Below are 24,905 nucleotides of genomic sequence, written 5' to 3' on the forward strand. Positions count from 1 at the left end.
CCACCACCGGAGGCGCGTCAGGGGATCAACTGGCTGGCCAGAGTGGCGCCGCCGTCGAGCACATCATCCCCGTCGAGGCCGCTGAGAACGTCGGCGCCACTCTGGCCAGCCAGTTGATCCCCTGACGCGCCTCCGGTGGTGGTGTCGTTGGCCGGGGTGCCGAGATTGAGAAGCCGGCCAAAGATGACATAGCTCGCGCCGGAATTGCTGCCGTTCGGATCGCGAAGAGGGGCGCCGACGATCAGGTCGTCAATGCCATCGCCATTGACGTCCCCCGCCGCGGCGACCGCCGCGCCAGTATTATCATTCGCCGAGACGCCATTGATCCGGAAACCGTTCGATCCATCCAGAGCCGAGAGGTTGAGGTTGGACGCGAACCCGGCGCCGCCGCCGAAGACCACAAAGCTGGCTCCGGCGTTACTGGCGCCGTTCGGGTCGCTGTACGGTGCCCCGATGAGCAGGTCATCGAAGCCGTCGCCGTTGACGTCCCCCGCCGAGGCGACCGACCAGCCGCTCTCATCATAGCCCCCCACGCCGCTGATGCGGAATCCGTTGCTTCCGTCCAAGGCCGACAGATTGAGGCTGGCCGTGAAGTCGCCCGCGATCGCGGTGTCACGGCCGAACACCACATAGGTGGCGCCGGAACTGAAGCCGTTCGGGTCCGCGCCCCTGGCGCCGATGATCAGGTCGTCGATGCCATCGCCGTTGACGTCCCCCGCCGAGGCGACCGAGTAGCCGGTCTGATCGTTTGCCGTGGCCCCGCTGAGCCGGAAGCCATTGGACCCGTCCAGCGCTGAAAGATTGATGTTGGCCGCGAAGTCGCCCACGGTTCCGGTATCGCGGCCGAACACCACATAGGCGGCTCCGGAATTGGAGCCGTTCGGGTCGGCGCCGTAGGCTCCGACAATCACGTCACCGATGCCATCACCGTTGACGTCGCCCGCCGCGGCGACCGAAAAGCCGCTCCGGTCAGCTGAAGCCACGCCGCTGATCCGGAAGCCGTTGGTCCCGTCCAGGCTCGCCAGATTGAAGCTGGTCGAGAAGTCGCCTTCGGTCGCGGTGTCTCGGCCGAATACCACATAGCTGGCCCCCGACAGACTGCCGTTCGGATCCGCAAAGGGGGCTCCGATGATCAGGTCGCCGATGCCGTCGCCATTGACGTCCCCCGCCGAAGCGACCGACCGGCCGCTGAGGTCAAATCCGGCCGCCCCGACGATCCGAAAGCCGTTCGATCCGTCCAGGTCCGAGAGACTGAGATTGGCCGCAAAGTCACCAGTGGACGCTGTGTCGCGCCCGAACACGACATAGCTGTTTCCGGCATATCCGGCGCCGAAATAGGCCCCGATGATCAGGTCGTCGATGCCGTCGCCATTGATGTCGCCCGCCGAGGAGACCGAAAATCCGCTCCGATCACCCGCCGCCGCGCCGCTGAGCCGGAAGCCGTTCGTGCCGTCCAAGGACGAGAGTTCGAAGCTGGTCCCGAAACCGGAACCTGTGCCGAACACAACGTAGCTCGCGCCGGAATAGCCGCCGTTCGGGTCGGCGCCCCAGGCGCCGATGATCAGGTCGTCGATACCGTCGCCGTTGATGTCCCCGGCTGAGGCGATCGATTTGCCGGCAACGTCGTTAGCCAAGACGCCACGGATCTGGAAACCCGTGGTCCCGTTCAGTGTGGAAAGCTGAAGGACAGCGTCGAAAGGCATGGGCATCTCCGAGCAGAGAGGCCGCGAGATCACTTGGTTCGCGGCCGTTAGCCGTCGTCAGCGCGGCGAACGCCGATATCTCACGATGTCGGCATCGGTGGAAGGGTTCACCTTCAACAAGTATGGAGGGCGTCGTCACTTGCGCTTCTGCCGCCAGCCGCTGCTGTCGGCGCCGGCGTCCGCATGGAGCCTTGAAGCTAGTCGCAGGGCGCCGTCGTGCCGTCGTCCAGATCGACCCGAAGGCAGACCTGCCTGCCGGTCTCGCAGTCGGCCACCATCAGGGTGACCTCGCCGTCCGCGTCGATGGCGGGATGCCAACGGTCGATGAAGGCCAGGGCCGCGTCCTCGTAGCTGGCGCCCTCCACGGTATGGGTGGCGTCGCGACCGTGGTGGGCGGGGTGGACTTCGTAGCGGCGGGTTTCGGGCGGCATCGGTGTCTCCTGCGTCTCCAACGCCTGAGCCGCCGTTTGGATTCCGACCGCGGCGATCAGCGCCAGGATTCACTGGCGCCCTTGCGCCGCGCTGGCATCGCGTCGTGCCGCGCCGGGGCTTCGGGCACGTCGGCGGGGCGTCCATACCACCAGCCCTGGCCGAAATCGACGCCGGCCGCGCGGGCGGCCTCCTCGGCCTCGCGGGTCTCGACCATCTCGGCCACGGTGCGAACCTTCAGTTCTCCGCAGAGCTTGACCAGATGGCGCACCAGGGCGGCGTCGCGACCGCCGCCGGCCAGATCGCGGACGTAGCGTCCATCTATCTTGACGATGTCGACCGCAAGGGCCTGAAGAAACGCGAGAGAGGCGGCGCCGGCGCCGTAGTCGTCCAGGCAGACCAGCGAGCCGGCCTCGCGGAGGGCCTGGATATGGCGGTTGGCCAGCGCCAGGTCGTCGATGGCGGCGCTTTCGGTCACCTCGAAGATCAGCCGGCCAGCCAGGTTTGGGGTGGCCGCGATCAGGCGTTGCAGACCCTCGATGAAGGGCGAGGAGCCGACACTTCGACCGGAGATGTTGACGGCCAGGGTCAAGGCGCCGGTCCGGTCGGCGCGCAGGCGGCGGACGGCCTGTTCGCAAACCGCCCGGTCGAGCTCCTCGATCAGGTCGAACTCCTCGGCCAGTCGGACCATGGCGAAGGGGCTGGCGTTCTCTTCGAAGCGGACCAGGGCCTCGTGGTGGTGCAGGGCTCCGTCGGACAGGCGGACCACCGGCTGGAAGGCCAGGGTGAAGCGCCGCTGGCTGACCGCCACGCCCAGTTCGCCGGCCCGGGCCAGGGTGCGGCGGACCGATCGGTTCATCGCCTCGGCCATGCTGGCCGGCGGGTGTTCCTTCAGCCCTTCGGCGATGAAGTCGTCCAGGGCGTAGCGCATGGCGCGGCCGAGGCGAGCGGGGGTTGCGGATTCCATCGGCGCTGCCTGGGCGGAGACGGTGACGTCCTCGCCGACCAGGGCCAGCGCGCGGGACAGGTCGCGCGCCATGCTGGCGGTGGAGCCGCCCGTCTGGCGAACCACCGCGAACCGTTCGTCGCTCAGCCGCGCCGCCGCGCCAAGGGCGCCGATCTCGCTGCGCAGGGCGCCGCCGACCTTGGCGTCCAGGTTCATGGCAGCCTTGGCGTCCATGGCTGCCCGGATGCGTGCCAGGCCGGTGAGCTCGACCATCGCCAACTCCAACTCCCGGCCGGTGGCCCTGGCGGCCTCTCCCAGGCCTCGGGCGACGGCTTCGAAGCTGTTGCGATCGTATAGTCCATCGCCCGGAGGTCGCATCGGAATGGGGCCGCCGGTGAGCGCGCACGACAGCCGGCCGCCATTGCCCGGCAGACTGCGGAGGGAGAGCACGGCGCCGTGCTCCCCGGCCCGCGCCAGCCGCAGGGGGACCGGTCCCCGGCGCCGGCCCTCCTCGGCAGTCGCCAGCAGCGCGGAGACCAGGGCCTGGTCGGACTCATGGACCAGATCGAGGATCGCGGTCCCAGGCAGGGTCGCCTCCGCCATTCCCAACAGGGCCTGAGCGGCGCCGACGACCTCGAGAATCGTACCCTCGGCGTCCAGCTCGAGCAGCAGGTCGCCGGCGGTGAACGCAAAGCCGAGCAGCGTGCGGGGAGAGGGGGCCAAGGGGGCGCTCCGTGATTGCCGCTCTTGTTAGCGTCGGGACGCTTAAGGGGGAGTTGTCGCGGGGGCGCGGCAAGCCGTCGCAACGAAATGAGGGCAGGGCCCCACAGCCGACGCCCCGCGCAAAGGCCCCGGCCGGTCGCGAAAAAGAACATATTGCGAACAGGAACAAACCGTGTACTACTGTCCTTCGACATGCCGGGCGGGCCGGCGAGAATCGTGGGACAAGGTGGAAACGAAATGGCTAGTCAGGCGGCATTGAAGCTCGTGGGTAAAGACGACGGGGACAAGCAGCGCGCTCTAGAAGCGGCGCTGAGCCAGATCGACCGGGCCTTCGGCAAGGGCTCGGTGATGAAGCTGGGCACCAAGGGCAAGATCGTGGAGATCGAGTCGGTGTCGACCGGCTCGCTGGGTCTGGACCTGGCGTTGGGCATCGGCGGCCTGCCCAAGGGACGGATCGTCGAGATCTACGGGCCGGAAAGCTCGGGCAAGACCACCCTGGCGCTGCATGTGGTGGCCGAGGTTCAGAAGGCCGGCGGCACCGCCGCCTTCGTCGACGCCGAGCATGCGCTGGATCCGTCCTACGCCCACAAGCTGGGGGTCAACCTCGACGACCTGCTGGTTTCCCAGCCGGACACCGGCGAGCAGGCGCTGGAGATCACCGACACCCTCGTGCGGTCGAACGCGGTCGACATCATTGTGATCGACTCCGTGGCGGCCCTTACGCCCCGGGCCGAGATCGAGGGCGAGATGGGCGACAGCCTGCCTGGTCTGCAGGCCCGCCTGATGAGCCAGGCGCTGCGCAAGCTGACCGGCTCGATCAACAAGGCCAAGACGCTGGTCATCTTCATCAACCAGATCCGCATGAAGATCGGGGTGATGTATGGCAGCCCGGAGACGACCACCGGCGGCAACGCCCTGAAGTTCTACGCCTCGGTCCGCCTGGACATCCGCCGCACCGGGTCGGTGAAGGTGCGGGACGAGATCATCGGCAACAACGTCCGGGTCAAGGTGGTGAAGAACAAGGTGGCCCCGCCGTTCCGCGAGGTCGAGTTCGACATCATGTATGGCCAAGGCATCTCCAAGCTCGGCGAAGTGATCGACCTGGGCGTCAAGGCCGGGGTGATCGAGAAGGCCGGCAGCTGGTTCAGCTGGAACAGCCAGCGCATCGGCCAGGGCCGCGACAATGTCCGCGAATTCCTCAAGGCCAACCCGGACATCGCCGCCGAGATCGAGGCTCAGGTGCGCGGCAAGTCCGCGGACATCGAGGAAGAGCTGCTGGTCGGTCCCTCCGAGGAAGACGACGTCTAGGAGCGACGGCTTCGAGCAGGATTGCTCGCGGCCGGCCTGGGATGGATCGCGGTTCCACCCCCGCCCCATCCCGCCCCGCACCAAGGCGGGCCGTGAGCTTTAAGGACGTCCGCCGGACTGGCGGGCGTCCTTTTCTATTTGACGACACATGGGCTTCAACTCTCCCCCCGCGAAGCGGGAGGAGGACCGGTTTCGAGCCTGCAGGCGAGAAGCCAGGATGCGGGCCCCCCGGCGGAGGGAGGTCCCTCCTGAAACGGACTTGCCCCCTCCTGCTCTGTCGCTTGCAGGCTCGAAACCGGTCCTCCCCCCGCAAAGCGGGGGGAGAGTTGATCCTGACGCTCCCGCGAAGGCGAGGGCGCTGCTAATCTCTCTCCCGATCTTGCTTCAACCCATGACACCGGTTACCTGACAACAAACGTTAGCTTCGGGGAGAGACCGCCGCCATGTTCGCCAAGACCTATCAGGCCACCCATCCGGACATGATGGACGGGGCCAGCAATGACCAGCTTCGCGACCGCTACCTGATCGGCGGCCTGTTCGCGGACGGGCAGGTCGTGCTGAACTACAGCCACAACGAACGGTTCGTGATCGGTGGGGCGGCGCCGGGGGCCTCGCCCTTGAAGCTGCCCGATCAGACCGAGCCGGAGAGCGCCAAGGGGCATCCGTTCCTGGAGCGGCGGGAGTTGGGCATCATCAATGTCGGCAGGGCCGGCAACGTGACCGTCGATGGCCAGGCCTTCGATCTCGGCCCCCGCGACGGCCTCTATGTGCCGATGGGGACCAAGGAGGTGATGTTCGAAGGGGAGGGGGCGCGGTTCTACCTGGCCTCGACCCCGGCCCATGCGCGTTTCGAGGTCAAGAAGATCGATATCGCCCAGGCGACGCCCTTGAAGCGCGGGGCGCTGGAGACCTCCAACGAGCGGACCATCTACCAGTACATCATCCCTGGGGTCTGCCAGTCGGCGCAGCTGCTGCTCGGCCTGACCATCCTGGAGACCGGCAGTGTGTGGAACACCATGCCGCCGCACCTGCACGACCGCCGCTCGGAGATCTATTTCTACTTCGGCCTGAAGCCGGACGAGCGGGTGTTCCATTTCATGGGCGAACCCGACAGCGCCCGCCACATCGTGGTCGCCAACGAGGAGGCGGTGGTCAGCCCGCCCTGGTCGATCCACATGGGTTCAGGCACCTCCAACTACGCCTTCATCTGGGCGATGGGCGGGGAGAACCTCGACTACACCGACATGAACGTCCTCGACATCTGCCAGCTGAAGTAGGCGTCCGATGAGCGATCTCTTCAGCCTGGCCGGCCGCACGGCCATGGTCACCGGCGCCAACACCGGCCTTGGGCAGGCGATCGCCATCGCCTTGGCCGAGGCCGGGGCCGACATCGTTGCGGTCGGCCGCTCCCAGGCGACGCAGACCGAGGCCGGGGTGCGGGCCGCCGGGCGCGGCTTCCACTTCGTCCAGGCCGACCTGGGCCAGCCTGGCGTCAGCGGCGATGTGATCGCCGCCGCCAAGGCCGCCGCCGCCGCCCCGGACATCCTGGTCAACAACGCCGGGATCATCCGGCGCAACGACGCGTTGGACTTCACCGAGGAGGACTGGGACGCGGTGATGGACGTCAATCTGAAGACGACCTTCTTCCTGACCCAGGCCGCCGCCCGCGAGATGATTTCGAAAGGCGCCGGAAAGGTGATCAACATCGCATCGATGCTGTCTTTCCAGGGCGGAGTCCGCGTGGCCTCCTACGCCGCCAGCAAGAGCGGCGTAGCCGGACTGACCCGGTTGCTGGCCAATGAGTGGGCGGCCAAGGGAATCAATGTGAACGCCATCGCGCCCGGCTATTTCTCGACGAACAACACCGAGGCGCTGCGGGCCGACGAGGCGCGCAACAGATCCATCCTCGAGCGCATTCCGGCCGGCCGCTGGGGCCAGCCTTCGGACCTCGGCGGGGCAGCGGTGTTCCTGTCCAGCCGCGCCGCCGACTATGTGCATGGCGCCATCCTGCCCGTGGATGGGGGATGGCTGGCCCGCTGACCGAGCGCCCCATCAACGGCCGGGTGCGTGGCAACCTGGACCTGCTCGGCGAACTCCTCGCCGAGGCCATCGCCTATCTGGACGGTGAGGACAGCGCCCGGCTGGTGGAGACTGCCCGCGCCACGGCGGCCGGCGGCGATCAAGCCTCCCACCTGGGCTTCCTGTTCACCGCGGTCACCCCGGCCGAGGCCAGCCTGCTGGCCCGCGCCTTCGCCTGCGCCTCGATGCTGGCCAACATCGGCGAAGATGTCGCCGGCCGCCGCCGAGAGGCCGAAGCCGAAAGCCTGGCGGGCGCCGCCACCCTGGCCTCGGCCGTGGCCGAACTCGGTGAGGCCGGCCGGAAGGCGCTGGACAGCCTTTCGGTGACCCCGGTGCTGACCGCCCATCCCACCGAGGTGCGCCGCCGCGCCCTGGTCGAGCGGCAGTCGGAGATCGCGCGGCTGATGGCCCTGCGCCAGCACCGCAGCCGCCCGGACGTTCAGGCGCGCCTGCGCGAGGATCTGTTCCGCGAGGTGGCGCTGCTCTGGCGCACCCGCCTCTACCGGCCCGAAAAGATCACTGTAGGCGACGAGATCCGCAACGCCCTGTCCATCGTCCGCACCGCCATCCTGCCGGCGCTGGTCGAACTCTACGACCGTTGGGACCAGGCGTTGGACGTCGAGCTCGGCCCCGTCCTCAAGCTCGGCACCTGGCTGGGCGGAGACCGGGATGGCCACCCCGGGGTCGGCGCCGACACGCTTGCACTCGCCTTGCGCAGCCAGGCGCGGATCATCCTCGACCATTATGCCGGCGAGGTGCGGCGGCTGTGGTCCGACCTGGCCATCTCCACCGCCTACGGCCCGGCCTCCGAGGCGCTCCAGGCCCTGGCCATGCAGGCCGATCAGCCCAGCGTCCACCGTCTCGACGAGCCCTATCGCCTGGCCTTCGAACGCATCTTCGACCGCCTCTGCGCCACCTCTCTGAAGCTGACCGGCGCGCGTGTGGCCTTCGCCGTGGCCGACCCGGACGGTCCGGCCTACGGCGCGCCCGAGGAATTCCTCGTCGACCTGGAGGTGATCCACGCCTCGCTGGAGAGCCATGGCGGCGCCCGGCTGGTCGGTGGGCGGCTCAAGACCCTGCAGGCGGTGGGCAGCGCCTGCGGCTTCCACCTCCTGGCCGTCGACCTGCGCCAGAACGCCGACGTTCATGAGCGGGTGGTCGCCGACCTGCTGGCCCAGGCCGGGGAGACCGAACACTATCTCGACCTCGACGAAGAGGCCCGGGTCACCCTCCTGCTGGAGGAGCTGGCTACCCGCCGTCCCCTGCGCTCGCCGTTCACGGCCTATGGAGAGGAGACGGCGCGTGAGTTGGCCATCATCGACGCTGCCGCCAAGGCTATCGCCGACTACGGCCCGGCGGCGATCGGCGCCTACGTCGTCTCCAAGACCGCCAGCCTCTCCGACATGCTGGAGCCCCTGGTCCTGCTCAAGCAGGCCGGCCTGGTCTGGGGCGGGGAGGAGCCGCGCGCGGCCGTGCGGGTCAGCCCCTTGTTCGAGACCATCGGCGACCTGGAGGCCGGTCCCGGCATCCTTCGCCAGTGGCTCGAAACCCCGGCCGCCCGGTCGCTGCTGGGCGACGGGGCGGTGCAGGAGGTGATGGTCGGCTACAGCGACAGCAACAAGGACGGAGGTTATGTGGCCAGCCGCTGGGGCGTGGCGCGGGCGGCCAGCGCCCTGGCCGAGGAAGGCGACCGACTGGGCGTCGGTCTGCGGATCTTCCACGGTCGCGGCGGATCGGTCGGGCGCGGCGGGGGTCCTGCCGCCGAGGCCGTGCTGGCTCAGCCGCCGGGAACGGTGCAGGGCCGGCTGCGGATGACCGAGCAGGGGGAGATGATCTTCCGCCGCTTCGGCGACCAACAAACCGCCCGCCGCAACTTGGAAGGCCTGACGTCGGCCGTTCTCACCGCGACCGCCCGACCGCGGCCCTCGGAGGCCGGAGCGGCCACGGCGGCGATGGACGCCCTGGCGGCCGGCGCGTTCGCCCACTACCGAGCGCTGGTCTACGACACGCCCGGGTTCGAGGATTTCTTCTGGTCGGCCACCCCGATCGCCGAGATCGTCACCCTCAACATCGGTAGCCGCCCGGCCTCCCGCACCAAGAGCCGCCGCATTGAGGATCTGCGCGCCATCCCGTGGGTGTTCAGCTGGTCGCAGGCGCGGGTCATGCTGCCCGGCTGGTACGGCCTGGCCGGCGGCGCGGCGCGGGCGGGTCTGGAGGCGGGACGGCTGGCGGAGCTGGCCGGGGAATTCGAGATCGTCGAGACCTTGCTGTCGAACATGGAACTGGCCCTGGCCCAGAGCGACATGGACCTGGCCGCCCGCTATGCGGCGCTGTGCGATGACGCGTCGGCCGGCCCCATCTTTGATGAAATCCGTCGGGAGCACGACGCGGCCGTGGACCTGGCCCTGGCGATCCGGGGCGGGACGGCGCTGCTCGACGACCGGCCGGAGCTGGCGGAGTCGGTGGCGTTGGCCGCCGGTTCGGTGAGGCCGCTCAACCATTTGCAGCTGGAGCTTCTCTCGCGCCGACGGGGCGGAGATGACAGCGAGGAGACCCGCCTGGCGATCCAGCTGACGGTCACCGGAATCGCGGCGGGGCTGCGGAACACGGGCTAGGGTTCAGATCAGGCTGGCCAGGTATTCCTCCAGGTTCGTCCAGCCATCGCCGTCCTTGTCCAGCGCTCCATCGGCAGCGTCTGACGCGTTTAGTGCGTTTGCCCGCTCCCACGCATCCGCCATCCCGTCGCGATCCATGTCCGCCGGGGGTGAGCCGCCGTTCAGCGCCGGCCAGCCGCCGACGTCCTTCTGGCTGTCGATCTGGCGGCCGGTTCCCGAGCGCACGCCCGCCAGGATTCGGAGATCGACCGGGTCGCGGACCCTGGACGCGCCGGCCTGGGCCAGCACCGCATCCTGGGCTTCCAGCGGGCCGGTCGTGTGGATGCCCGAGGCGGCCAGTGGGCCGGCGGCGCGGTAGTCTGCCGGGGGCTTGCAGCCAGCCAGGCTCCAAGGATCGGCGGGGACCTTGCCCGCCATGGCGTTGTCGGCGAACCAGGCGCGGGAGAGGCTGTTCTGTTCACAGAAGGCGAGGGCGCCCTTGCCGTCGGGGCCGGGCAGGTAGGCGTTGCCGACGAAGTCGTAGGACGAATGGGCGGCCTCATCGGCGTTGTAGCCGGCGGCCTCGCCACCCCAGTTGTAGAAGACGTTGTTGCGGAACTCGAAGAAGCCGCCGACCGGGTCAACCTCCGGGCCGTTGTAGTTGCCCGGCCGGGGCATGCGGGCGAGGTGGTTGGCCCAAAGGTTATGATGGAAGCTCATCCTCGCGCCATGTCCGCCCCGGATCAGACTGCCGTAGCCGTGTCGGCCCTTGTCGTGGACCGAGCGATTCAGACTCTCGGCAATCAGGCTCCATTGGACGGTGACGTCGTAAACGCCGCTCTCGGGCGGGTCATAGCGACTGCCCACCGACAGGGTTTCGTCCACCGACCAGCTGGCCGAGAGGTGGTCCAGGATGATGCGACGGCCGCGCGAGACGGTGACCGCGTCCTCCTGCACCCCTGATTCATCGCCCAGCCTCACCCGCAGATAGCGGATCACCACGTCGTCGGCGGCGATGACCAGCGGCTGGTCGGCCAGGGTGATTCCCGCGCCCGGCGCGGTCTGGCCCGCGATGGTGATACGGCCGCGGGATATCTTGAGAGGCGATTTCAACCGGATGGTCCCGGCCGTTTCGAACACCACCGTGCGCGGCCCTTTCGCCTCCACAGCGGCCCGCAGGCTTCCCGGTCCGGAGTCGGCCAAGGTGGTGACATGAAACACGGCTCCGCCCCGGCCGCCCTGGGCGAACCGGCCATGACCCTCCGCGCCGGGGAAGGCGATCTGGGGGGCATCCGAGGCCGTCGCGGGCGCCGCCGCCAGCAGGGCGCAGCTGAGAATGATGGGCGGGAACACCTTCAACTGTGGCTCTCCTGTGGCGGGAAGTTGCCCGAGGGGGGTTGCCAAATCCGACGGAACCGGGATATCACTGGCGATGATACCGGTGTCAACGATCTTTCGTTCACGTATGACACCGGTGTCATGTCTCCGCGAAGTTTCAGTGCGCGGGCGGGTCGGGGACAAGGGAACGTGGTAACGCAATCGGCGGCATGAGACCGCGGACGCGCTGAAGGGGAGGCAGTTACATGTCCAATCGGAATCACTCGCGGGCGTTCGCTCTGCGCTTCGGCGCCTCGCTGGCGGCCATGACGATGGCGCTCGGCGCCGCCGGCGTCGCCGCGGCTCAGGAAGCGCCCGCCGACGAGAACGAAGTGGAGGAGGTGCAGATCACCGGCTTCCGCGGGGCCCTGGCCAGCGCCGTCGAGATCAAGCGCAACGAGACGACGGTGGTCGACTCGATCAAGGCCGAGGACATCGCCGATTTCCCCGACCTGAACCTGGCCGAATCCATCCAGCGGATCCCAGGCGTCTCCATCGACCGTGACGCCGGCGAGGGCCGCTCGATCACTGTTCGCGGCCTGGGCTCGGACTTCACCCGCACCCGCATCAACGGCATGGAGGCCCAGGCCACCACCGGCGGCACCGACAGTTCGGGCGGCGCCAACCGCGGCCGCGGCTTCGACTTCAACGTCTTCGCCTCTGAGCTGTTCAACAGCATCACCATTCGCAAGACCGCCGCCGCTGAGACCGAGGAAGGCTCGCTGGGCGCCACGGTCGACCTGCGCACCACCCGGCCGTTCGACTATGACGGCTTCCAGATGGCGATGAGCGCCCAGTATGGCGTCAACGACCTGTCGGAAGAGTGGGACCCGCGCCTGGCCTTCCTGGTCAGCAACACCTTCATGGACGACAAGATCGGCGTCCTGGCCTCCGTGGCCTACAGCGAGCGCAGCCTGTTGGAAGAGGGCTTCTCCTCGGTGCGATGGGAGCGGGGCACCGACAACGGCGGCTTCTGCTCGCCGCTGGGTTTTGCCCCCCAGAACCCCACGAACAGCGGCTCGACCGGGTCCAGCGCCGCCAACTGCGCCACCGGCGTGCCGCGTCCGGCCAATACGGCCTCGAACAACACCGCTTATACGCTGGCCAACAACGCCAGCGTCTTCCACCCCCGCCTGCCGCGCTATGGCCGGCTGGTGCATGAACAGGAGCGTTTGGGCTTCACGGGCTCCATTCAATTCAAGCCCACCGACGACAGCACCTTCAGCTATGACATCCTGTATTCGAAGCTGGACGCCACGCGTCAGGAAAACTTCCTGGAAAGCCTGTCGTTCAGCCGCAACGCCGCGGCCGGAGGCAAGACTCAGATCCACGTGCGCGATGCGGTCGTGGAGAACAATGAGCTGGTCTATGGCGTCTTCGACAACGTCGATGTGCGCTCCGAGCAGCGCTATGACGAGCTGAGCACCGAGTTCGTCCAGCACACCCTGACCTTTGACCACCGCTTCAACGAGCGGTTCAAGATGCGGGCCTTCATCGGCCAGGCGACGTCGAAGTTCGAGAACCCGGTACAGACCACGGTCACCCTCGACCGCCAGAACATCCAGGGCTTCAGCTGGGACTTCCGCGGCAACCGTAACACCCCGCTGATCGACTATGGCTTCGACGTCGCCAATCCGGCCAACTGGGACTGGCGGGCGGTCGGCTCCTCGGTGCCGCGCTCGGAAATCCGCATCCGCCCCAATGGCGTGGACACCGAGTTCCAGTCGGCCCAACTCGACTTCACCTTCGATGCCTATGACTGGCTGACCCTGAAGTTCGGCTACAATTACAAGACCTACGAGAGCGACTCCTACGAGTTCCGGCGGGCCGATGAAACCGTGGTGCCGGCCCTGCCGGGCGGAACGACGGTGGCGGATATCTCCACCCTGCTGACCGGCTACGGCAGCAACCTGGGCCAGCCGGGCGCCAACGACCGCAGCTGGGTGGTGCCGAACCTCAACGCCATCGCCAAGCTGTTCGACATCTACTGCAACTGCAACACCGGCGTTGCGGGCGGTGACTTCACCCTGACCAGCATCACTAACGGCAACGCCCGGGGCGGCAACCGCTTCATCCGCGAAGAAGACCGGGCCTGGTACATCCAGGGCGATTTCCGGTTCGACCTGTTCTGGGACATGAACCTGCGCGGCAACCTGGGCATTCGGGGCGTGAACACCAACCTCTACGCCCAGGGCTACAGCTCGACCGGCGGTGGGACCCGGGTGTTCGGTTCGCACGAGTACGACAACTACCTGCCGTCGCTGAACCTCGCTTTGAATGCCACCGACAACTTCATCGTTCGCTTCGGCGCGGCGAAGGTCATGGCGCGGCCCCAGATCGGCAACACCCTGGCCGGGACCAACTACCTGGTGCCGACCACCTCGCTGAGCGCCACCGGTCCGAACTTCACCGCCTCGATCGGCAACGTGAAGCTGGAGCCGTTCCAGGCCAATACCTACGACCTCAGCTTCGAATGGTACTTCGCGCCGGAAAGCCTGCTGTCTGTGGCCTTCTTCTACAAGGACATCGACACCTACATTCAGATCATCCGCCAGGATCTTCCCTACACGGACCTGACGGCCCTGAACCCCAGCGCCTTCGCTCCGGGCTTCTGCCTGCTGGCCAACAGCTGCAGCCCCTCGACCGTCTTCCAGCTGACCAGCGCGGTGAACACCGAGGGCGGCCCGCTGCAAGGCTTCGAAATCAGCTATCAGCAGCCTTTCACCTTCCTGCCGGGCCCGCTCGAGAACCTCGGCATCCAGCTGAACTACACCTACGTGAAGTCCGAGATCGACTACTGCAACAACGCCCTGTGCTCCTCGGTCGTGACCGATGACCTCGTGAACCTGTCGCCCAAGGCCTACAACGCCACCCTCTACTACGAGGACGACCGGTTCAGCGCCCGGATCAGCGGCTCCTACCGCGACGGCTACCTGCAGAACGTGCCGGGGCGGAACGGCAACCTGACCGAGGGCAAGACGGAGACCTTCAATGTCGACGCCTCGGCCAGCTTCAAGATCACCGACAAGCTGATGGTCACCGTCGAGGGGCTGAACCTCACCGACGAGTTCAACCGTCAGTGGGTCGGAGGCGACGGGCGCGAAAGCACCTCTGTCTATCACCACACCGGCCGTCAGGTTTATTTCGGCCTTCGGTACAGCTTCTAACCTCCTTGCGCGAACTGGGCGCCGGGATGTGACCCGGCGCCCACCTTTTTCAAGTTAGGTTGGCGCCCCCAAGAGTAAGGAGAGCGCGCGATGACTCACGACCGGATGTCCGTCCTGACGGCCATGATGAAGCAGGGGGTGATCCCGGTCTTCTACCACCCGGACCCGGAGGTCTGCATCCAGGTCATCCAGGCCTGCGCCAACGCCGGCGCGCCCTGCATCGAGTTCACCAACCGGGGCGACTTCGCCTCCCACGTCTTCCTCGAGGTGGCCCGCCACTTCGCCAAGGCGGATCCGCGCGTGATCATGGGCGTCGGCTCGGTGGTCGATGCGCCGACGGCCGGCATCTACATCGCCAATGGGGCTAAGTTCGTGGTCGGGCCGATCCTCAACGCCGACGTGGCCAAGGTCTGTAATCGGCGGATGATCCCATACAGCCCGGGCTGCGGCTCGGCCTCTGAGATTTCCTACGCCCAGGAACTGGGCTGCGAGATCGTCAAGGTGTTCCCGGGGACGCAGGTCGGCGGGCCGGAGTTCGTCAAGGCGGTGCTGGGGCCGATGCCCTGGACCCGGATCATGCCGACCGGCGGGGTCGATCCCACCGAGGACAGCGTCAAGGCCTGGTTCGGCGCCGGCATCGTGGCGGCCGGCATGGGATCGAAGCTGATCACCCAGGCCCTGCTCGACGCCAAGGACTGGGCCGGGATCGAGGCCAAGGTCCGTGACACGGTTCAGCTGATCGAAAAACACAGGAAGACATGAGCGACATCCTCGACATCCGCCCCGCCGCCGACTGCCGCTGGGATTGCGTCTCGTTCGGCGAGGTAATGCTGCGCTTCGACCCGGGCTTCGGACGGGTGCGCAACTCGCGGCAGTTCCACGTCTGGGAAGGCGGCGGGGAGTACAACGTCGCCCGCGCCATGCGGAAGACCTGGGGCAAGCGGTCGTCTGCCGTGACGGCGCTGCCGGTCAACGACCTTGGATGGTTGGTCGAGGACCTGATGATGCAGGGCGGGGTGGACACCAGCCACCTGATCTGGCGCGAGTTCGACGGCATCGGCCGGAACACCCGCGTCGGCCTTAACTTTACCGAGAAGGGCTTCGGGGTGCGGGCGGCCCTCGGCTGCTCCGACCGCGCCAACAGCGCCGCCAGCCAGATCGCGCCGGGCGAGGTCGACTGGGACCGGCTGTTCGGCGAGGAAGGCGTTCGCTGGTTCCACACCGGAGGCATCTTCGCGGCCCTGGCGCCCAACACCGCCCAGGCGGTGATCGAGGCGGTCAAGTCGGCCCGCAAGCACGGGACTATCGTCTCCTACGACCTCAACTACCGGGCCAGCCTGTGGAAGAGCCAGGGCGGCAAGCCCGGCGCCCAGAAGGTCAACCGCGAGATCGCCCAGTACGTCGATGTGATGATCGGCAACGAGGAGGACTTCACCGCCTGCCTTGGCTTCGAGGTCGAGGGCCTGGACGAGCATATCAGCGCCATCGACCCGGCCAACTTCAAGACCATGATCGCTACGGCGGTGAAGGAGTTCCCGAACTTCAAGGTCGCCGCCACCACCCTGCGCAACGCCAAGACCGCGTCGATCAATGACTGGTCGGCCATCCTTTGGGCCGGCGGCGAGTTCTACGCCTCGCAGATGCGGGAGAATCTCGAGATCTACGATCGCGTGGGCGGGGGCGACGGCTTCGCCTCCGGGCTCGCCTATGGTTTTCTGGAAGGGAAGGGACCGCAGGCGGCGGTCGAGTACGGCGCCGCGCATGGCGCGCTGGCGATGACCACCCCGGGCGACACCTCGATGGTGCGGGCGTCCGAGGTCGAGGCGGTGATGCACGGCAAGGGGGCCCGGGTCATCCGCTGAAGCCCAAAAGAAAACGCCCCGGAGTTTCCTCCGGGGCGCTTCACGTTGGGCAAGGGACCCTAGCGGGTGATGACCTCGAAGATCAGGCCAGTCGCGATGGCGGCCAGGATGAAGTCGTCGCCCGAGCGGTACCAGTAGTAGCCGCGCGGCGGGGCCCGCAGACGGTAACGACCGTAGTCGTTGATCCGGTAGCTGTTCGAGCGGTAGTAGCCCGGCAGATAGGAACCACGACGCCAGGCGGCGTAGCCCGGACGGTAGTAGGGATCGTTGTAGTAGGCGCTCGGCGGCGGGCCGTAGTGCCAGCGGTTGCGATAGTAGTAGCCATTGTGCCGGCGGTTATCCCAGCGCGCCTCGCGACGGTCGTCCCGGCGGTCGCGGCGGTAGTCACGGCGATCGTCACGACGGTCCCAGCGATCCTCGCGCCGGTCCTGGCGACGATCCTGACGGTCTTCGCGGCGCTCCCAGCGGTCACGAGGCTGGGCGTCGGCGGTAGAGGCAGCGGCCAGGATGGGTCCGGAGACGCAGGCGGCGGCGGCCAGGCTGAGCAGGAGACGTTTCATGTCGACATCCTCCTTTAGGTCGACTGGCGATCCTGGGGATCGCGGGAATGGCCCTCGACAGACGGTCAGGATGACTGGGCCTGTCTGAACCCGGCCTGAACGAGCCTGTCAGGTTAACCGTTCCAAACCCGGCGCCACTAAATCCTTACCGGCCGGTCAGTCCGGTAACCCCGTCGCAACGCCGGTAAACGCAACTTTTCCAGCTGATTACCAGCAAACTAACGCGCGCAAAGTATTTCGCCAGAAATCGCACAAATTGTCGCGGGTCGCTTTGCGGTTAACCTTGCTTTCACGTGGCGGGCTCTTTTTTCGTACCCGTGATCAACACGAACGGGCCGCCAGAACGGCGCCAAGCACGGGATAGGACGTCATGATGACGAGCCACGAGACCGAAACCCTTCTGCCCCTGCCGGGGCCGCAATCGACCGGCGACGAGCTGTTCCGGATGGGCATGCTCTATTCGACCGGCCAGGGCGGGGCGCCGCTGGACTATGTTTCGGCGCACATGCTGTTCAACCTCGCCGCCATGCGCGGCTCGGAGGAGGCCCGCCTCTACCGCAAGGAACTGAGCCAGGAGATGGCCTCGGACGAGGTCGCCGAAGCCCAGCGTCAGGCGCGCGAATGGTTGGCCAGGGCCTGAGGCGAAGCGCCTAGGCGAACTCAGCGGTTATTGTTGCCGTTGAGGTCGTAGCTGAGCCCGAAGCTGATCGGGATCAGGTCCTTGAAGTACTGCTGCAGGAAGAGGTTGGCCTCGGCGATCTCGCTCCTGGGCACATAGACGATGTCGAACCGGCGCAGCGGGACCAGATCGGATCCGCCTTGGAACGACCCCTTCAAAAGATCCACCGTCCGCCGCATGAAGCGCCCGTCGGGGCCGCGGCGCAGGATGACCACCTCGCGTCGCTTGGCGCTGACGCGGAAGCCGCCGGCCTGGATGATGGCCTGCAGCGAGTTGATGTCGCCGGGCATGTCGTAGACGCCGGGCTTGTCGACCTCCCCCCCCACGAATACCCGCAGCGGCTGGGCCGTCTTCACCGACACCATGGTGTCGGGACGCAGCAGGTCGCGCGAATAGGCCTGGGTCAGGATAGCGTTCAGCTCGGGCACGGTGCGGTCGGCGACCATCACTGGGCCGATCAGCGGCAATGAGACGCGGCCGTCCGGCTGGATGATGGCCGTCTTGTTCAGCTCCGGCGCTGAGGGCACCACGATCTCCAGCTCATCGCCGGGATAGGTGCGATAACTCGGCTCGGCGTCGCTCCAATCGGCATAGGCGATATCGGGGAACTGGCTGTTGCTGCGCGGCGGGTCCGGCTGGCGGCGATCCTTAGCCCCGCCGAACGGCCATTGGGCGCCGGCAGGTGAGGCCATGGCCACCCCGGCGAGGGTCAACAGGACGATTCCGGTGCGCGCGCGGCCCATGACCCAACCGTTAAGGAGAATGGGTAACGGACCATTAACGGCGACCTCCCAGGGTGCATGGGCAGGACCAGAAAAAGGTCCCAAGGGATTCGCATGGCCACCGCCGCCAGCACATGGACGATGGTTCCGCACGACCCGCCGGCGCGCGCCGACTGGGCCGGGCGGCCGCGCTATGCGCCGAGTGACTTCGTCACGCTGCTGTGGCGCGAGAAGGGGCTGATGCTGGCGGTCTTCCTGCTGATCTTCCTGATCGGAGCCGGCTTCGCCTTCACCCTCAAGAAGTCCTACACGGCCGGCTCCAGTGTCTTGGTCCAGCTCGGCCAGGAATATGTCTACGAGCCCCGCGCCGGGGATGCCGCCCGCGGGGCGGTGCCGGACGTCGACGGACTGGTCGCCTCGGAAACCGAAATCCTGATGAGCGCCCAACTGCGCGAGCGCACCTTGCGCAAACTGGGCCTCGGCGCGGTCTATCCCAAGGCCGGGGCCGAGTACGACGCCGCCTCGGCCGCCGACAAGCCGCTGATCATGGCCAAGGCCGTCCAGGACATGGGCGAGAACATGAATGTCGCCGCCACGCCGGCCAATCCGGTGGTGCGGATCAGCTTCGAGCATGACGACCCGGTCGTCGCGGCTCGGACGCTCAATGCGTTTCTTGAGGAATACCTCATTTACCGCCGTACCGTCCTGATCCAGCCGGCGTCGCCGGCGCTGGAGCGCCAGCGGGCGTTGTTCGAGGACCGGCTGGGCCAGGCGGACGCCGCCTACCAGGAGTTCCTGGCCAACAACAATCTCGGCGACTTCGCCGCCACCAAGACCAGCCTGACCCAGCTCATCGGCCAGCTCGAAGGCCAGAAGTACACCATCGAGGCGGAGCTGCAGCAGCGCCAGGGCCGCCTGGCCTCGCTCGACGCCCAGCTGGCTCAGGTGGCGCCGGAGATCGGCCTCTATCGCGACGCCAACATGGCCGACGCCAACAAGCTGGCCGAGCTGAAGATGAAGCGCGAAGACCTGCTGAGCCGCTACAAGCCGACCAGCATCGAGGTGCAGAACGTCGAAGCCCAGATCCGCCAGCTGGAGACCGGCATGGCCGCCGGGCGCACCGCCGCGCCGGGCGCGCAACGCACCGGCGTCAACCCGGTCTACCAGACCCTGCAGACTGAAAAGATCCAACTTGCCGCCGAGATCGCCGCCCTGCGCAGCCACCGCGACGCCAACACCGCCCAGTACGCCGAGGCCACCGCCCAGCTGCAGCGCATGGCCGAGCTGGAGCCGGAATTCACCGACCTGACCCGCGACCGCGAGATCCTTCAGAGCAGCGTCCGGGATTTCAGCGTCAAGCAGCAACAGGACGAGGCTGCCCGGATGATCGCCGGCGAGACCAACGACAACATCCGCATCGTCGAACGCGCCAGCCCGCCGCCGAAGGGCGCCAGCCTGCGCCGGCCGGTGCTGATGCTGGCCTTCCTGTTCGCGGCCTTCTCGGCGCTGTGCGCCGGGCTGCTGCGCATGTTCCTGCGGCCGGGGATGCCCACGCCCGCATCGGCGGCGCGCACACTCGATCTGCCGGTGCTGGGTGCGGCGCCGGTGAAGGCGCGCTGAGCCCCAGGATGGATTAGGGTTCAAGCCGCAGTACGCGTGGCGATTCGACGAATGGTGGACCTGAGCGGCGAGATGGGAGGGCTGTGGGCGTCGCTTGGCGCGCCCGCCCCCGGCCGTGCGCGCGTCATCCAGTTCGCCGCCGCTCATCGCGGCGAGGGCACCTCGACCATCGCCCGCGAGTTCGCCCGCTTTGCCGCCCGGCGGGCCGGCAAGACGGTCTGGCTGGTCGACCTGGACCTCCAGGGCTCGCCGCAGCACGCTGCCATCGCCGCCGACCCGGACCTCTACGGTCCCCTCGGCCAGCCGGTTTCGGCCAGCCCGGACGGCAGCATGTTCCTCGCCGTCCAGCCGCCGCAGCGGGGAACCGATGGCAAGCCGGTCCCCGACGCCCTGTACGTCCAGGCCTATTCGGTGGGCGGGCCCCGCTGGTGGGTTACCCGCTTTCGCCGTGAGGTGCTCAAGGGCCGCCAGACGGTGCATGTGCTGCCCGGCGCCGACTACTGGAACGCGCTGCGCAAGCATGCCGACCTGGTGGTGATCGACGCGCCGTCGGCTGACCGCTCCCAGGCAGCCACGACCCTGGCCCCATTCATCGACCAGACGGTGCTGGTGGTCGCCGCCGACCAGGCCGACGTCCGCGGCCCCGCCCAGCTGCGCGATGCCATCACCACCGCGGGAGGGCGATGCGCCGGGGTGTTCTTCAACAGGGCCCAGGTCGAGGCGCCCGGCTTTCTGCGGCGGCTATTACCGTGACCTACGCGGCCTGGCAGCCGCCGCAACGCGCCGCGCCCACCCATCGGGCCGACATGTTCGACTGGCTGGCTTTCGGGTTGGCGGTGTTCATGCTGGTCATCCATAGCCAGGGCTGGATCCTGCCCCTGGTGGGTGAGACGTTCGACGAGGGCAGCTCGGCCCTGGTCCGCAACGCCTATCTGCCGGCCTACGCGGCGGGTATCCTGCTGCTGGCCATGAGCCTGGGCGAGAGCATCAAGGGGGTGCTGCGCCAGCCTTTCCTGGTGCTGATCATGCTGGTGGCGGCGGCCTCGATGCTCTGGTCGCTGTCGCCGGACGCCACCATGCGCCGACTGGTCGCGCTCTACGCCACCACCCTGGCCGGGATCGTTATCGCGGCCCGATACCGCTGGGCGACCCTGGCGGAGGTGATGGGGGCGGCGTTTGCCATCCTGGCGGTCGGCTCGCTGCTGCTGATCCTGGCCATGCCCTCGCTCGGCAAGATGCAGACCCTGTTCCCTGGCGCCTGGCGCGGGCTTTGGATGGAGAAGAATTCGCTTGGCGGCAACATGGCCATGGGCTTCGCCATCCTGGCGGCGGCGGCCATGCTGGTTCCCAAGCGGCGCTGGCTCTGGGGCGGCCTCGCGGGCCTGGCGCTGCTGCTCGTGTTGATGTCGACCTCGAAGACGGCGCTGGTCTCCCTGGCCTTGGGCTGCGGAGCACTGGCCTTCATCTGGATCGTGAGGCGAGGGCCGGCCTCGGCGACCATGGCCACCTGGGCGGCGGTGGTCGGGGCGGCGCTGCTGGCCGCCTTCCTGATCTTCGCCGCCGACGTCTTCCTGGGGTACCTTGGCAAGGACGCCACCCTGACCGGCCGGACCAAAATCTGGGCGGCGATCTGGACCCAGATCCAGGAGCGACCCTGGACCGGCTACGGCTATGCGGCGGTGTGGGACGACAAGTCCGGCTGGGGTCCGCTGGCCTGGATCACCCGCGACGCGGGGTTCAAGGCCAGCCACGCCCACAACGCCTGGCTCGAACAGTGGCTGGGCATGGGCTATGTCGGTCTGGCGGCTTGGGCGCTGTTCTACCTGCAGACCATGGGCGCGGCGGTCGTCGCCACCTTCCGCGAAAAGGGCGCCTACCTCGCGCTGCCGTTCCTGGTCATCTACAGCCTCACCACCCTGACCGAGAGCTTCGCGGTCTCGTACAACGACTTTCGCTGGGTGATCTTCGTGGCCTTGGCGGTGAAGCTGGCCCTGCCGGACCGCGACCAGGCCTAGAGACCGGCGCGCGCGGCGCCCTGCGCCATCGTCACGACATCGAACCCGCCCGCCTCGGCGGCCAGCCGCGCCAGGGCGTCCGGCGTGCAGCCCCAGGCGGAGGGGGCCTCCGCCACGTCGTGGGTGTAGAGGATCAGCCAGGCCTTGCGCTGGGCGGCGCGCGCCATCCAGGCGCGGGCGCGAGCCTCGCCGTCCGCGCCCTCGATGCCGACGGCCGGCAGCTGGTTGGCGTCAGCGCCGCTTTCGACCAGGCCGGCCTGGACGGTGCGCAGGGTCTTGAAGCGCTCGCCCAGCGCGCGCTTGGCCGAGAAGGAAACGTCGCCATAGGGGTAGGCGAAGCTGACCGGCGCCGGGGCGCCGCGCTCGGCCAGGGCTGCGCCATTGCGATCGACATCGGCGGCGATCGTCGCGCGGTCGGCCTGGCCGCAGTCGAGATGGCTGTAGGTGTGGCACGCGACCTCATGGCCCGCGGCGACGAGACGGCGGGCGTCCTCTGACGAGCCGTAGCGGCCCATGGGGCCTTCGCCGTCCTCAAGCCCGGCGCAGATGTAGAAGGTCCCGCGCAGGCCGGCTGCCTCCAGCACCTGGGCGCCGGCCAGGGCGGCGGTGGCCGGGACGTCGTCGAAGCTGAAGGTCAGCATCGGGCGGTCAAGCGCGAGGGTGAGGGGCTTGCGGTAGGCCAGGCGGGTGTAGCGGCGGCGCAGCTTGCCGCGCAGCGAGCGGTCGGCCGAATAGGCTTCCATCAGACGACCTCCGCATAGAGGGCGGCGCGGTAGAGCCGCATGGCGAAGGCGCGGGCCTTGGGCGGAAGGGGCTCGGCCATTGCGGCGGCCCTGGCGGCAGCGCGCAGAAGGGCGCGGCCCGGCAGGCGGCGGATGGCGCGGGCAACCTTGAAGCTGGCGTATCCGGAGACCACCTCCGGATGCGCCTCGACCACCCGGGCGAAATTGGCGGCCGACTGCTCGTACTTGCGGGCCAGGGTGGCGGCGGTGTCCAGCCCGATGTGGCTGGCCGGAATATGGGGGTGCAGGATCGGGTGCTCGCGGGCCACCCGCATCCCCCATTCGACATCCTCCCAGCCCCAGCCGGTGAACCGCTCGTCGAAGGCGATGGCGTCGAAGACGTCGCGGCGGACCAGCAGGTTGGAGGTGAACAGGTGTTTCTCCGGCGCCTCGGCCCGCTGGGCCGGCGGCAGGCAGTCGCTGCGTAGGGCCAACGCCCGGTGCAGGGCGTGTTCGCGGCGCGCGGGTGTCCGGTCGAAGGAGAAGCCGCCGAAAGCGACGGCGGGGTTCTGCGCCGTGATCAAGGCCAGCCAGTCGGCGATGAAGGCCGGGCTGTCGGGCAGCATGTCGGCATCGAGGAACAGCAGGTGCTTGGCGCGCGACTGGGCGGCGAGCCGGTTGCGGCCCTTGGCTCGGCCGACATTGGCGGCCAGCTTCACGAACCGCGCGGGAGCGGGCAGGGCCTGGACGGCTTCGGAGACGCGGGTCGCCAGGGCGGGGTCCTTCCCGCCATCGTCGAGCAGGACAATCTCGATGTGGGAAGACTGGGCGGCGAGTTCCTGGGCCAGTTGGACCGGGTCATCGCCGAGGAAGGGGATCAGCACCGACAGGCGCGGCTTGGCAGCGTCCCACAGGGGGTTGTCGATGGTCCAGTCCTGGGCCGGGGCTGTCATGCGGCGGCCCTCGGGCGCAGGGTGGCGAGCAGGGTCTTGCCATGGGTGCGCAGGCCGCCCGCGTCGAGCAGCCAGGCCGCGAGGCCGAAGGTGGCGGCGCCCAGGCCGGCCTTGAGGAACAGTTCGGGGACTTCGTCCATGTCCGGCAGGTTGACGACCACCAGGGCCATTGGGACGCAGGCCAGGGCGGTCCGGATGAAGGTGTCCACCGGGATCGGCAGGTCCAGGACGCGCCGACCGAGGACCAAGGACGCCGCCGCGCCCACGGCATAGCTGGCGGTGGTCGCCCACATGGCGCCGTCGAGGCCGAAGCGCGGGACCAGCACGAAGTTGAGCACCAGGTTCAGCCCCGCCGGCAGGGTCATGGCGGCCATCAACAGGCCCGTGCGGCGGCCCAGGGTAAAGGCTTGGTGCAGGTAGTAGGTGGTGACCCCGGAGAAGAATCCGCCCACGGCGATCCAGGGCACGACCTTGGCGGCGCCCTGGGCCAGGGCCGGGCCGATCAGCAGTTCGGACAGAGGCAGGGCGACCAGGGCCAGGCCGACGGTGGCCGGCAGGGTCAGCAGGACCATGAAGCTGGCCTGGTCGCGGGCCGGCTGCCGCAGCGCCTCGAGCCCGCCGCGCTCGAAGGCGGCGACCAGGGCCGGGCCGCCGGCCATGCCCAGCCAGACGAAGACCACGTCCAGGGTGCGGTTCGCGAGGCTGTAGCCAGCGTGATAGACCCCTACCGCCTCCTCGCCGAGCACCGCGCCGAGCACGAAGCGGTCGGTGCTGGCGATGACCAGCGACAGGATCAGAGAGAGGGAGATCGGCACCCCGTATCCGGCATACTCGCGGGTTCGGCGCTGTTGCCAATGGCCGCCGGCCATCAGCCTGCGCTCGCCGGGGAGGACGAAGACCAGACAGATAGCGGCAATGGCGGCCGAACCGATCAGCGGCGAGGCGCCGCCCAGGCCCATGGCCGCCAGCGCCGCGCCAACGGCGAAGCCGCCGATGGTCTGTACGATGTCGAGGGTGGCGGCGGAAGCGACCTCACCGTCGGCGCGCCGGCGTTCCTGGGCGAGCTTGATGCAGCTGCGGAACAGGATGGCGGCCAGACCGGCGCTGACCGCGACCTTGAGCTCCGGGTTCATAGGCGCGGCCCAGACCACCGCGCCGGCCAGAACGGGGAACCCCAGCCCCAGCATCGACCAGGCCCGGTAAAGGGTCATCATATGATCGGCGACCTCGCCCCGCTCGCGGGCCTGGGCCTGAAACCGGGCCATGGCGGCCTCTGTCCAGGTGAAAAGGGCGGTGTGGGCCAGGACCATGCCGGAGTAGGCCAGGGCGTAGACGCCATAGTCCTCCGGCGTCAGCAACCGGGTGAAGACAACGATCGTCAGCAGCCCGACCAGGCCCTGGGCCAGGTTGACGGGCAGATAGCCGAGGACGCCACGCCAGAACATC

General features: G+C 68.2%; 20 protein-coding genes. 11 read left to right on the forward strand and 9 right to left on the reverse strand.

What is annotated here, in order from left to right; genetic code table 11:
* Window positions 1-17 precede the first annotated feature (17 nt).
* The 3 genes from GVN21_RS08115 to GVN21_RS08125 all read right to left on the reverse strand — a co-directional run bounded on the left by GVN21_RS08115 (window position 18) and on the right by GVN21_RS08125 (window position 3,801).
* A complete protein-coding gene (locus GVN21_RS08115; protein ID WP_166574227.1) occupies window positions 18-1,703 on the reverse strand; it encodes an integrin alpha in 1,686 nt (561 codons plus the stop codon).
* A gap of 197 nt (window positions 1,704-1,900) precedes the next feature.
* A complete protein-coding gene (locus tag GVN21_RS08120; protein ID WP_166574228.1) occupies window positions 1,901-2,134 on the reverse strand; it encodes a DUF5961 family protein in 234 nt (77 codons plus the stop codon).
* A 56-nt stretch (window positions 2,135-2,190) separates the two neighbouring features.
* The gene (locus GVN21_RS08125) at window positions 2,191-3,801 is read right to left on the reverse strand and encodes an EAL domain-containing protein (protein ID WP_166574229.1); all 1,611 of its coding nucleotides are present in this window, start codon (window positions 3,799-3,801) and stop codon (window positions 2,191-2,193) included.
* A 237-nt stretch (window positions 3,802-4,038) separates the two neighbouring features.
* On the opposite strand from GVN21_RS08125, the gene recA reads away from it, so the two are divergent.
* The 4 genes from recA (at window position 4,039) to ppc (ending at window position 9,803) form a co-directional block, all read left to right on the forward strand.
* Entirely contained in the window at window positions 4,039-5,109 is a 1,071-nt protein-coding gene (recA, locus tag GVN21_RS08130; protein WP_166574230.1) for a recombinase RecA, read from the forward strand.
* 443 nt (window positions 5,110-5,552) lie between these two features.
* Window positions 5,553-6,386 (forward strand): 5-dehydro-4-deoxy-D-glucuronate isomerase, encoded by an 834-nt coding sequence (gene kduI, locus GVN21_RS08135; RefSeq protein ID WP_166574231.1) that lies wholly within the window; start codon window positions 5,553-5,555, stop codon window positions 6,384-6,386.
* Between the two features lie 7 nt (window positions 6,387-6,393).
* Window positions 6,394-7,149: a 2-dehydro-3-deoxy-D-gluconate 5-dehydrogenase KduD gene (kduD, locus tag GVN21_RS08140; protein ID WP_166574232.1), complete on the forward strand. Its 756-nt coding sequence runs from the start codon at window positions 6,394-6,396 to the stop codon at window positions 7,147-7,149.
* Window positions 7,134-9,803: a phosphoenolpyruvate carboxylase gene (gene ppc / locus GVN21_RS08145; protein ID WP_166574233.1), complete on the forward strand. Its 2,670-nt coding sequence runs from the start codon at window positions 7,134-7,136 to the stop codon at window positions 9,801-9,803. Before kduD ends, ppc begins: the two co-directional genes overlap by 16 nt.
* 3 nt (window positions 9,804-9,806) lie before the next feature.
* Here ppc and GVN21_RS08150 read toward each other — a convergent pair whose 3' ends face one another.
* Window positions 9,807-11,135 (reverse strand): pectate lyase, encoded by a 1,329-nt coding sequence (locus GVN21_RS08150; protein WP_166574325.1) that lies wholly within the window; start codon window positions 11,133-11,135, stop codon window positions 9,807-9,809.
* A gap of 230 nt (window positions 11,136-11,365) precedes the next feature.
* On the opposite strand from GVN21_RS08150, the gene GVN21_RS08155 reads away from it, so the two are divergent.
* The 3 genes from GVN21_RS08155 to GVN21_RS08165 all read left to right on the forward strand — a co-directional run bounded on the left by GVN21_RS08155 (window position 11,366) and on the right by GVN21_RS08165 (window position 16,188).
* Complete coding sequence (locus tag GVN21_RS08155; protein WP_166574234.1) at window positions 11,366-14,326, forward strand: TonB-dependent receptor; 2,961 nt, start codon at window positions 11,366-11,368, stop codon at window positions 14,324-14,326.
* 90 nt (window positions 14,327-14,416) lie between these two features.
* On the forward strand, window positions 14,417-15,088 hold the full coding sequence (locus tag GVN21_RS08160; protein ID WP_166574235.1) for a bifunctional 4-hydroxy-2-oxoglutarate aldolase/2-dehydro-3-deoxy-phosphogluconate aldolase: 672 nt from the start codon (window positions 14,417-14,419) through the stop codon (window positions 15,086-15,088).
* Window positions 15,085-16,188, forward strand: a complete 1,104-nt coding sequence (locus tag GVN21_RS08165; RefSeq protein ID WP_166574236.1) for a sugar kinase — start codon at window positions 15,085-15,087, stop codon at window positions 16,186-16,188. The genes GVN21_RS08160 and GVN21_RS08165 overlap by 4 nt, the downstream gene beginning before the upstream one ends.
* A gap of 59 nt (window positions 16,189-16,247) precedes the next feature.
* On the opposite strand, the gene GVN21_RS08170 is transcribed toward GVN21_RS08165, so the two are convergent.
* Window positions 16,248-16,748: an RcnB family protein gene (locus GVN21_RS08170; protein ID WP_166574237.1), complete on the reverse strand. Its 501-nt coding sequence runs from the start codon at window positions 16,746-16,748 to the stop codon at window positions 16,248-16,250.
* A gap of 370 nt (window positions 16,749-17,118) precedes the next feature.
* Here GVN21_RS08170 and GVN21_RS08175 point away from each other — a divergent pair, with 370 nt between their 5' ends.
* Window positions 17,119-17,388 carry a sel1 repeat family protein gene (locus GVN21_RS08175; RefSeq protein WP_166574238.1) on the forward strand — a complete coding sequence of 90 codons (270 nt, stop codon included), beginning with the start codon at window positions 17,119-17,121 and terminating at the stop codon, window positions 17,386-17,388.
* Window positions 17,389-17,408: 20 nt separating this feature from the next.
* Here the strand turns inward: GVN21_RS08175 and GVN21_RS08180 are convergent, their stop codons facing one another.
* A complete protein-coding gene (locus tag GVN21_RS08180) occupies window positions 17,409-18,170 on the reverse strand; it encodes a polysaccharide biosynthesis/export family protein (RefSeq protein ID WP_240902816.1) in 762 nt (253 codons plus the stop codon).
* A 93-nt stretch (window positions 18,171-18,263) separates the two neighbouring features.
* Between GVN21_RS08180 and GVN21_RS08185 the strand changes: the two genes are divergently transcribed.
* Genes GVN21_RS08185 through GVN21_RS08195 form a run of 3 tightly spaced genes read left to right on the forward strand, consistent with a single transcriptional unit; the run spans window position 18,264 to window position 21,784 of the window.
* A complete protein-coding gene (locus GVN21_RS08185) occupies window positions 18,264-19,769 on the forward strand; it encodes a GumC family protein (protein ID WP_166574239.1) in 1,506 nt (501 codons plus the stop codon).
* Between the two features lie 51 nt (window positions 19,770-19,820).
* Window positions 19,821-20,522, forward strand: coding sequence for a CpsD/CapB family tyrosine-protein kinase (locus GVN21_RS08190; protein ID WP_166574240.1), 702 nt, complete (start codon window positions 19,821-19,823; stop codon window positions 20,520-20,522).
* Window positions 20,519-21,784, forward strand: a complete 1,266-nt coding sequence (locus GVN21_RS08195) for an O-antigen ligase (protein ID WP_346764230.1) — start codon at window positions 20,519-20,521, stop codon at window positions 21,782-21,784. Before GVN21_RS08190 ends, GVN21_RS08195 begins: the two co-directional genes overlap by 4 nt.
* Here the strand turns inward: GVN21_RS08195 and GVN21_RS08200 are convergent.
* From GVN21_RS08200 to GVN21_RS08210, 3 genes are read right to left on the reverse strand one after another with little or no spacing between them, the layout of a single operon-like run.
* Window positions 21,781-22,527 carry a polysaccharide deacetylase family protein gene (locus GVN21_RS08200; RefSeq protein WP_166574241.1) on the reverse strand — a complete coding sequence of 249 codons (747 nt, stop codon included), beginning with the start codon at window positions 22,525-22,527 and terminating at the stop codon, window positions 21,781-21,783. The two genes, GVN21_RS08195 and GVN21_RS08200, sit on opposite strands and share 4 nt — an antisense overlap.
* Window positions 22,527-23,459: a glycosyltransferase family A protein gene (locus GVN21_RS08205; protein ID WP_166574242.1), complete on the reverse strand. Its 933-nt coding sequence runs from the start codon at window positions 23,457-23,459 to the stop codon at window positions 22,527-22,529. Before GVN21_RS08205 ends, GVN21_RS08200 begins: the two co-directional genes overlap by 1 nt.
* Window positions 23,456-24,904 (reverse strand): lipopolysaccharide biosynthesis protein, encoded by a 1,449-nt coding sequence (locus GVN21_RS08210; protein WP_166574243.1) that lies wholly within the window; start codon window positions 24,902-24,904, stop codon window positions 23,456-23,458. Before GVN21_RS08210 ends, GVN21_RS08205 begins: the two co-directional genes overlap by 4 nt.
* Between the last annotated feature and the right edge of the window lies 1 nt (window position 24,905).

The sequence above is a fragment of the Caulobacter sp. SLTY genome (assembly GCF_009905535.1).
Lineage (GTDB): Bacteria > Pseudomonadota > Alphaproteobacteria > Caulobacterales > Caulobacteraceae > Caulobacter.

Coding starts and splice junctions, on each gene's coding strand:
- GVN21_RS08115 (WP_166574227.1), bottom strand. CDS start 1,703: ATGCCTTTCGACGCTGTCCTTCAGCTTTCCACACTGAACGGGACCACG.
- GVN21_RS08120 (WP_166574228.1), bottom strand. CDS start 2,134: ATGCCGCCCGAAACCCGCCGCTACGAAGTCCACCCCGCCCACCACGGT.
- recA (WP_166574230.1), top strand. CDS start 4,039: ATGGCTAGTCAGGCGGCATTGAAGCTCGTGGGTAAAGACGACGGGGAC.
- kduI (WP_166574231.1), top strand. CDS start 5,553: ATGTTCGCCAAGACCTATCAGGCCACCCATCCGGACATGATGGACGGG.
- kduD (WP_166574232.1), top strand. CDS start 6,394: ATGAGCGATCTCTTCAGCCTGGCCGGCCGCACGGCCATGGTCACCGGC.
- ppc (WP_166574233.1), top strand. CDS start 7,134: ATGGCTGGCCCGCTGACCGAGCGCCCCATCAACGGCCGGGTGCGTGGC.
- GVN21_RS08155 (WP_166574234.1), top strand. CDS start 11,366: ATGTCCAATCGGAATCACTCGCGGGCGTTCGCTCTGCGCTTCGGCGCC.
- GVN21_RS08160 (WP_166574235.1), top strand. CDS start 14,417: ATGACTCACGACCGGATGTCCGTCCTGACGGCCATGATGAAGCAGGGG.
- GVN21_RS08165 (WP_166574236.1), top strand. CDS start 15,085: ATGAGCGACATCCTCGACATCCGCCCCGCCGCCGACTGCCGCTGGGAT.
- GVN21_RS08170 (WP_166574237.1), bottom strand. CDS start 16,748: ATGAAACGTCTCCTGCTCAGCCTGGCCGCCGCCGCCTGCGTCTCCGGA.
- GVN21_RS08175 (WP_166574238.1), top strand. CDS start 17,119: ATGATGACGAGCCACGAGACCGAAACCCTTCTGCCCCTGCCGGGGCCG.
- GVN21_RS08180 (WP_240902816.1), bottom strand. CDS start 18,170: ATGGGCCGCGCGCGCACCGGAATCGTCCTGTTGACCCTCGCCGGGGTG.
- GVN21_RS08185 (WP_166574239.1), top strand. CDS start 18,264: ATGGCCACCGCCGCCAGCACATGGACGATGGTTCCGCACGACCCGCCG.
- GVN21_RS08190 (WP_166574240.1), top strand. CDS start 19,821: ATGGTGGACCTGAGCGGCGAGATGGGAGGGCTGTGGGCGTCGCTTGGC.
- GVN21_RS08200 (WP_166574241.1), bottom strand. CDS start 22,527: ATGGAAGCCTATTCGGCCGACCGCTCGCTGCGCGGCAAGCTGCGCCGC.
- GVN21_RS08205 (WP_166574242.1), bottom strand. CDS start 23,459: ATGACAGCCCCGGCCCAGGACTGGACCATCGACAACCCCCTGTGGGAC.
- GVN21_RS08210 (WP_166574243.1), bottom strand. CDS start 24,904: ATGTTCTGGCGTGGCGTCCTCGGCTATCTGCCCGTCAACCTGGCCCAG.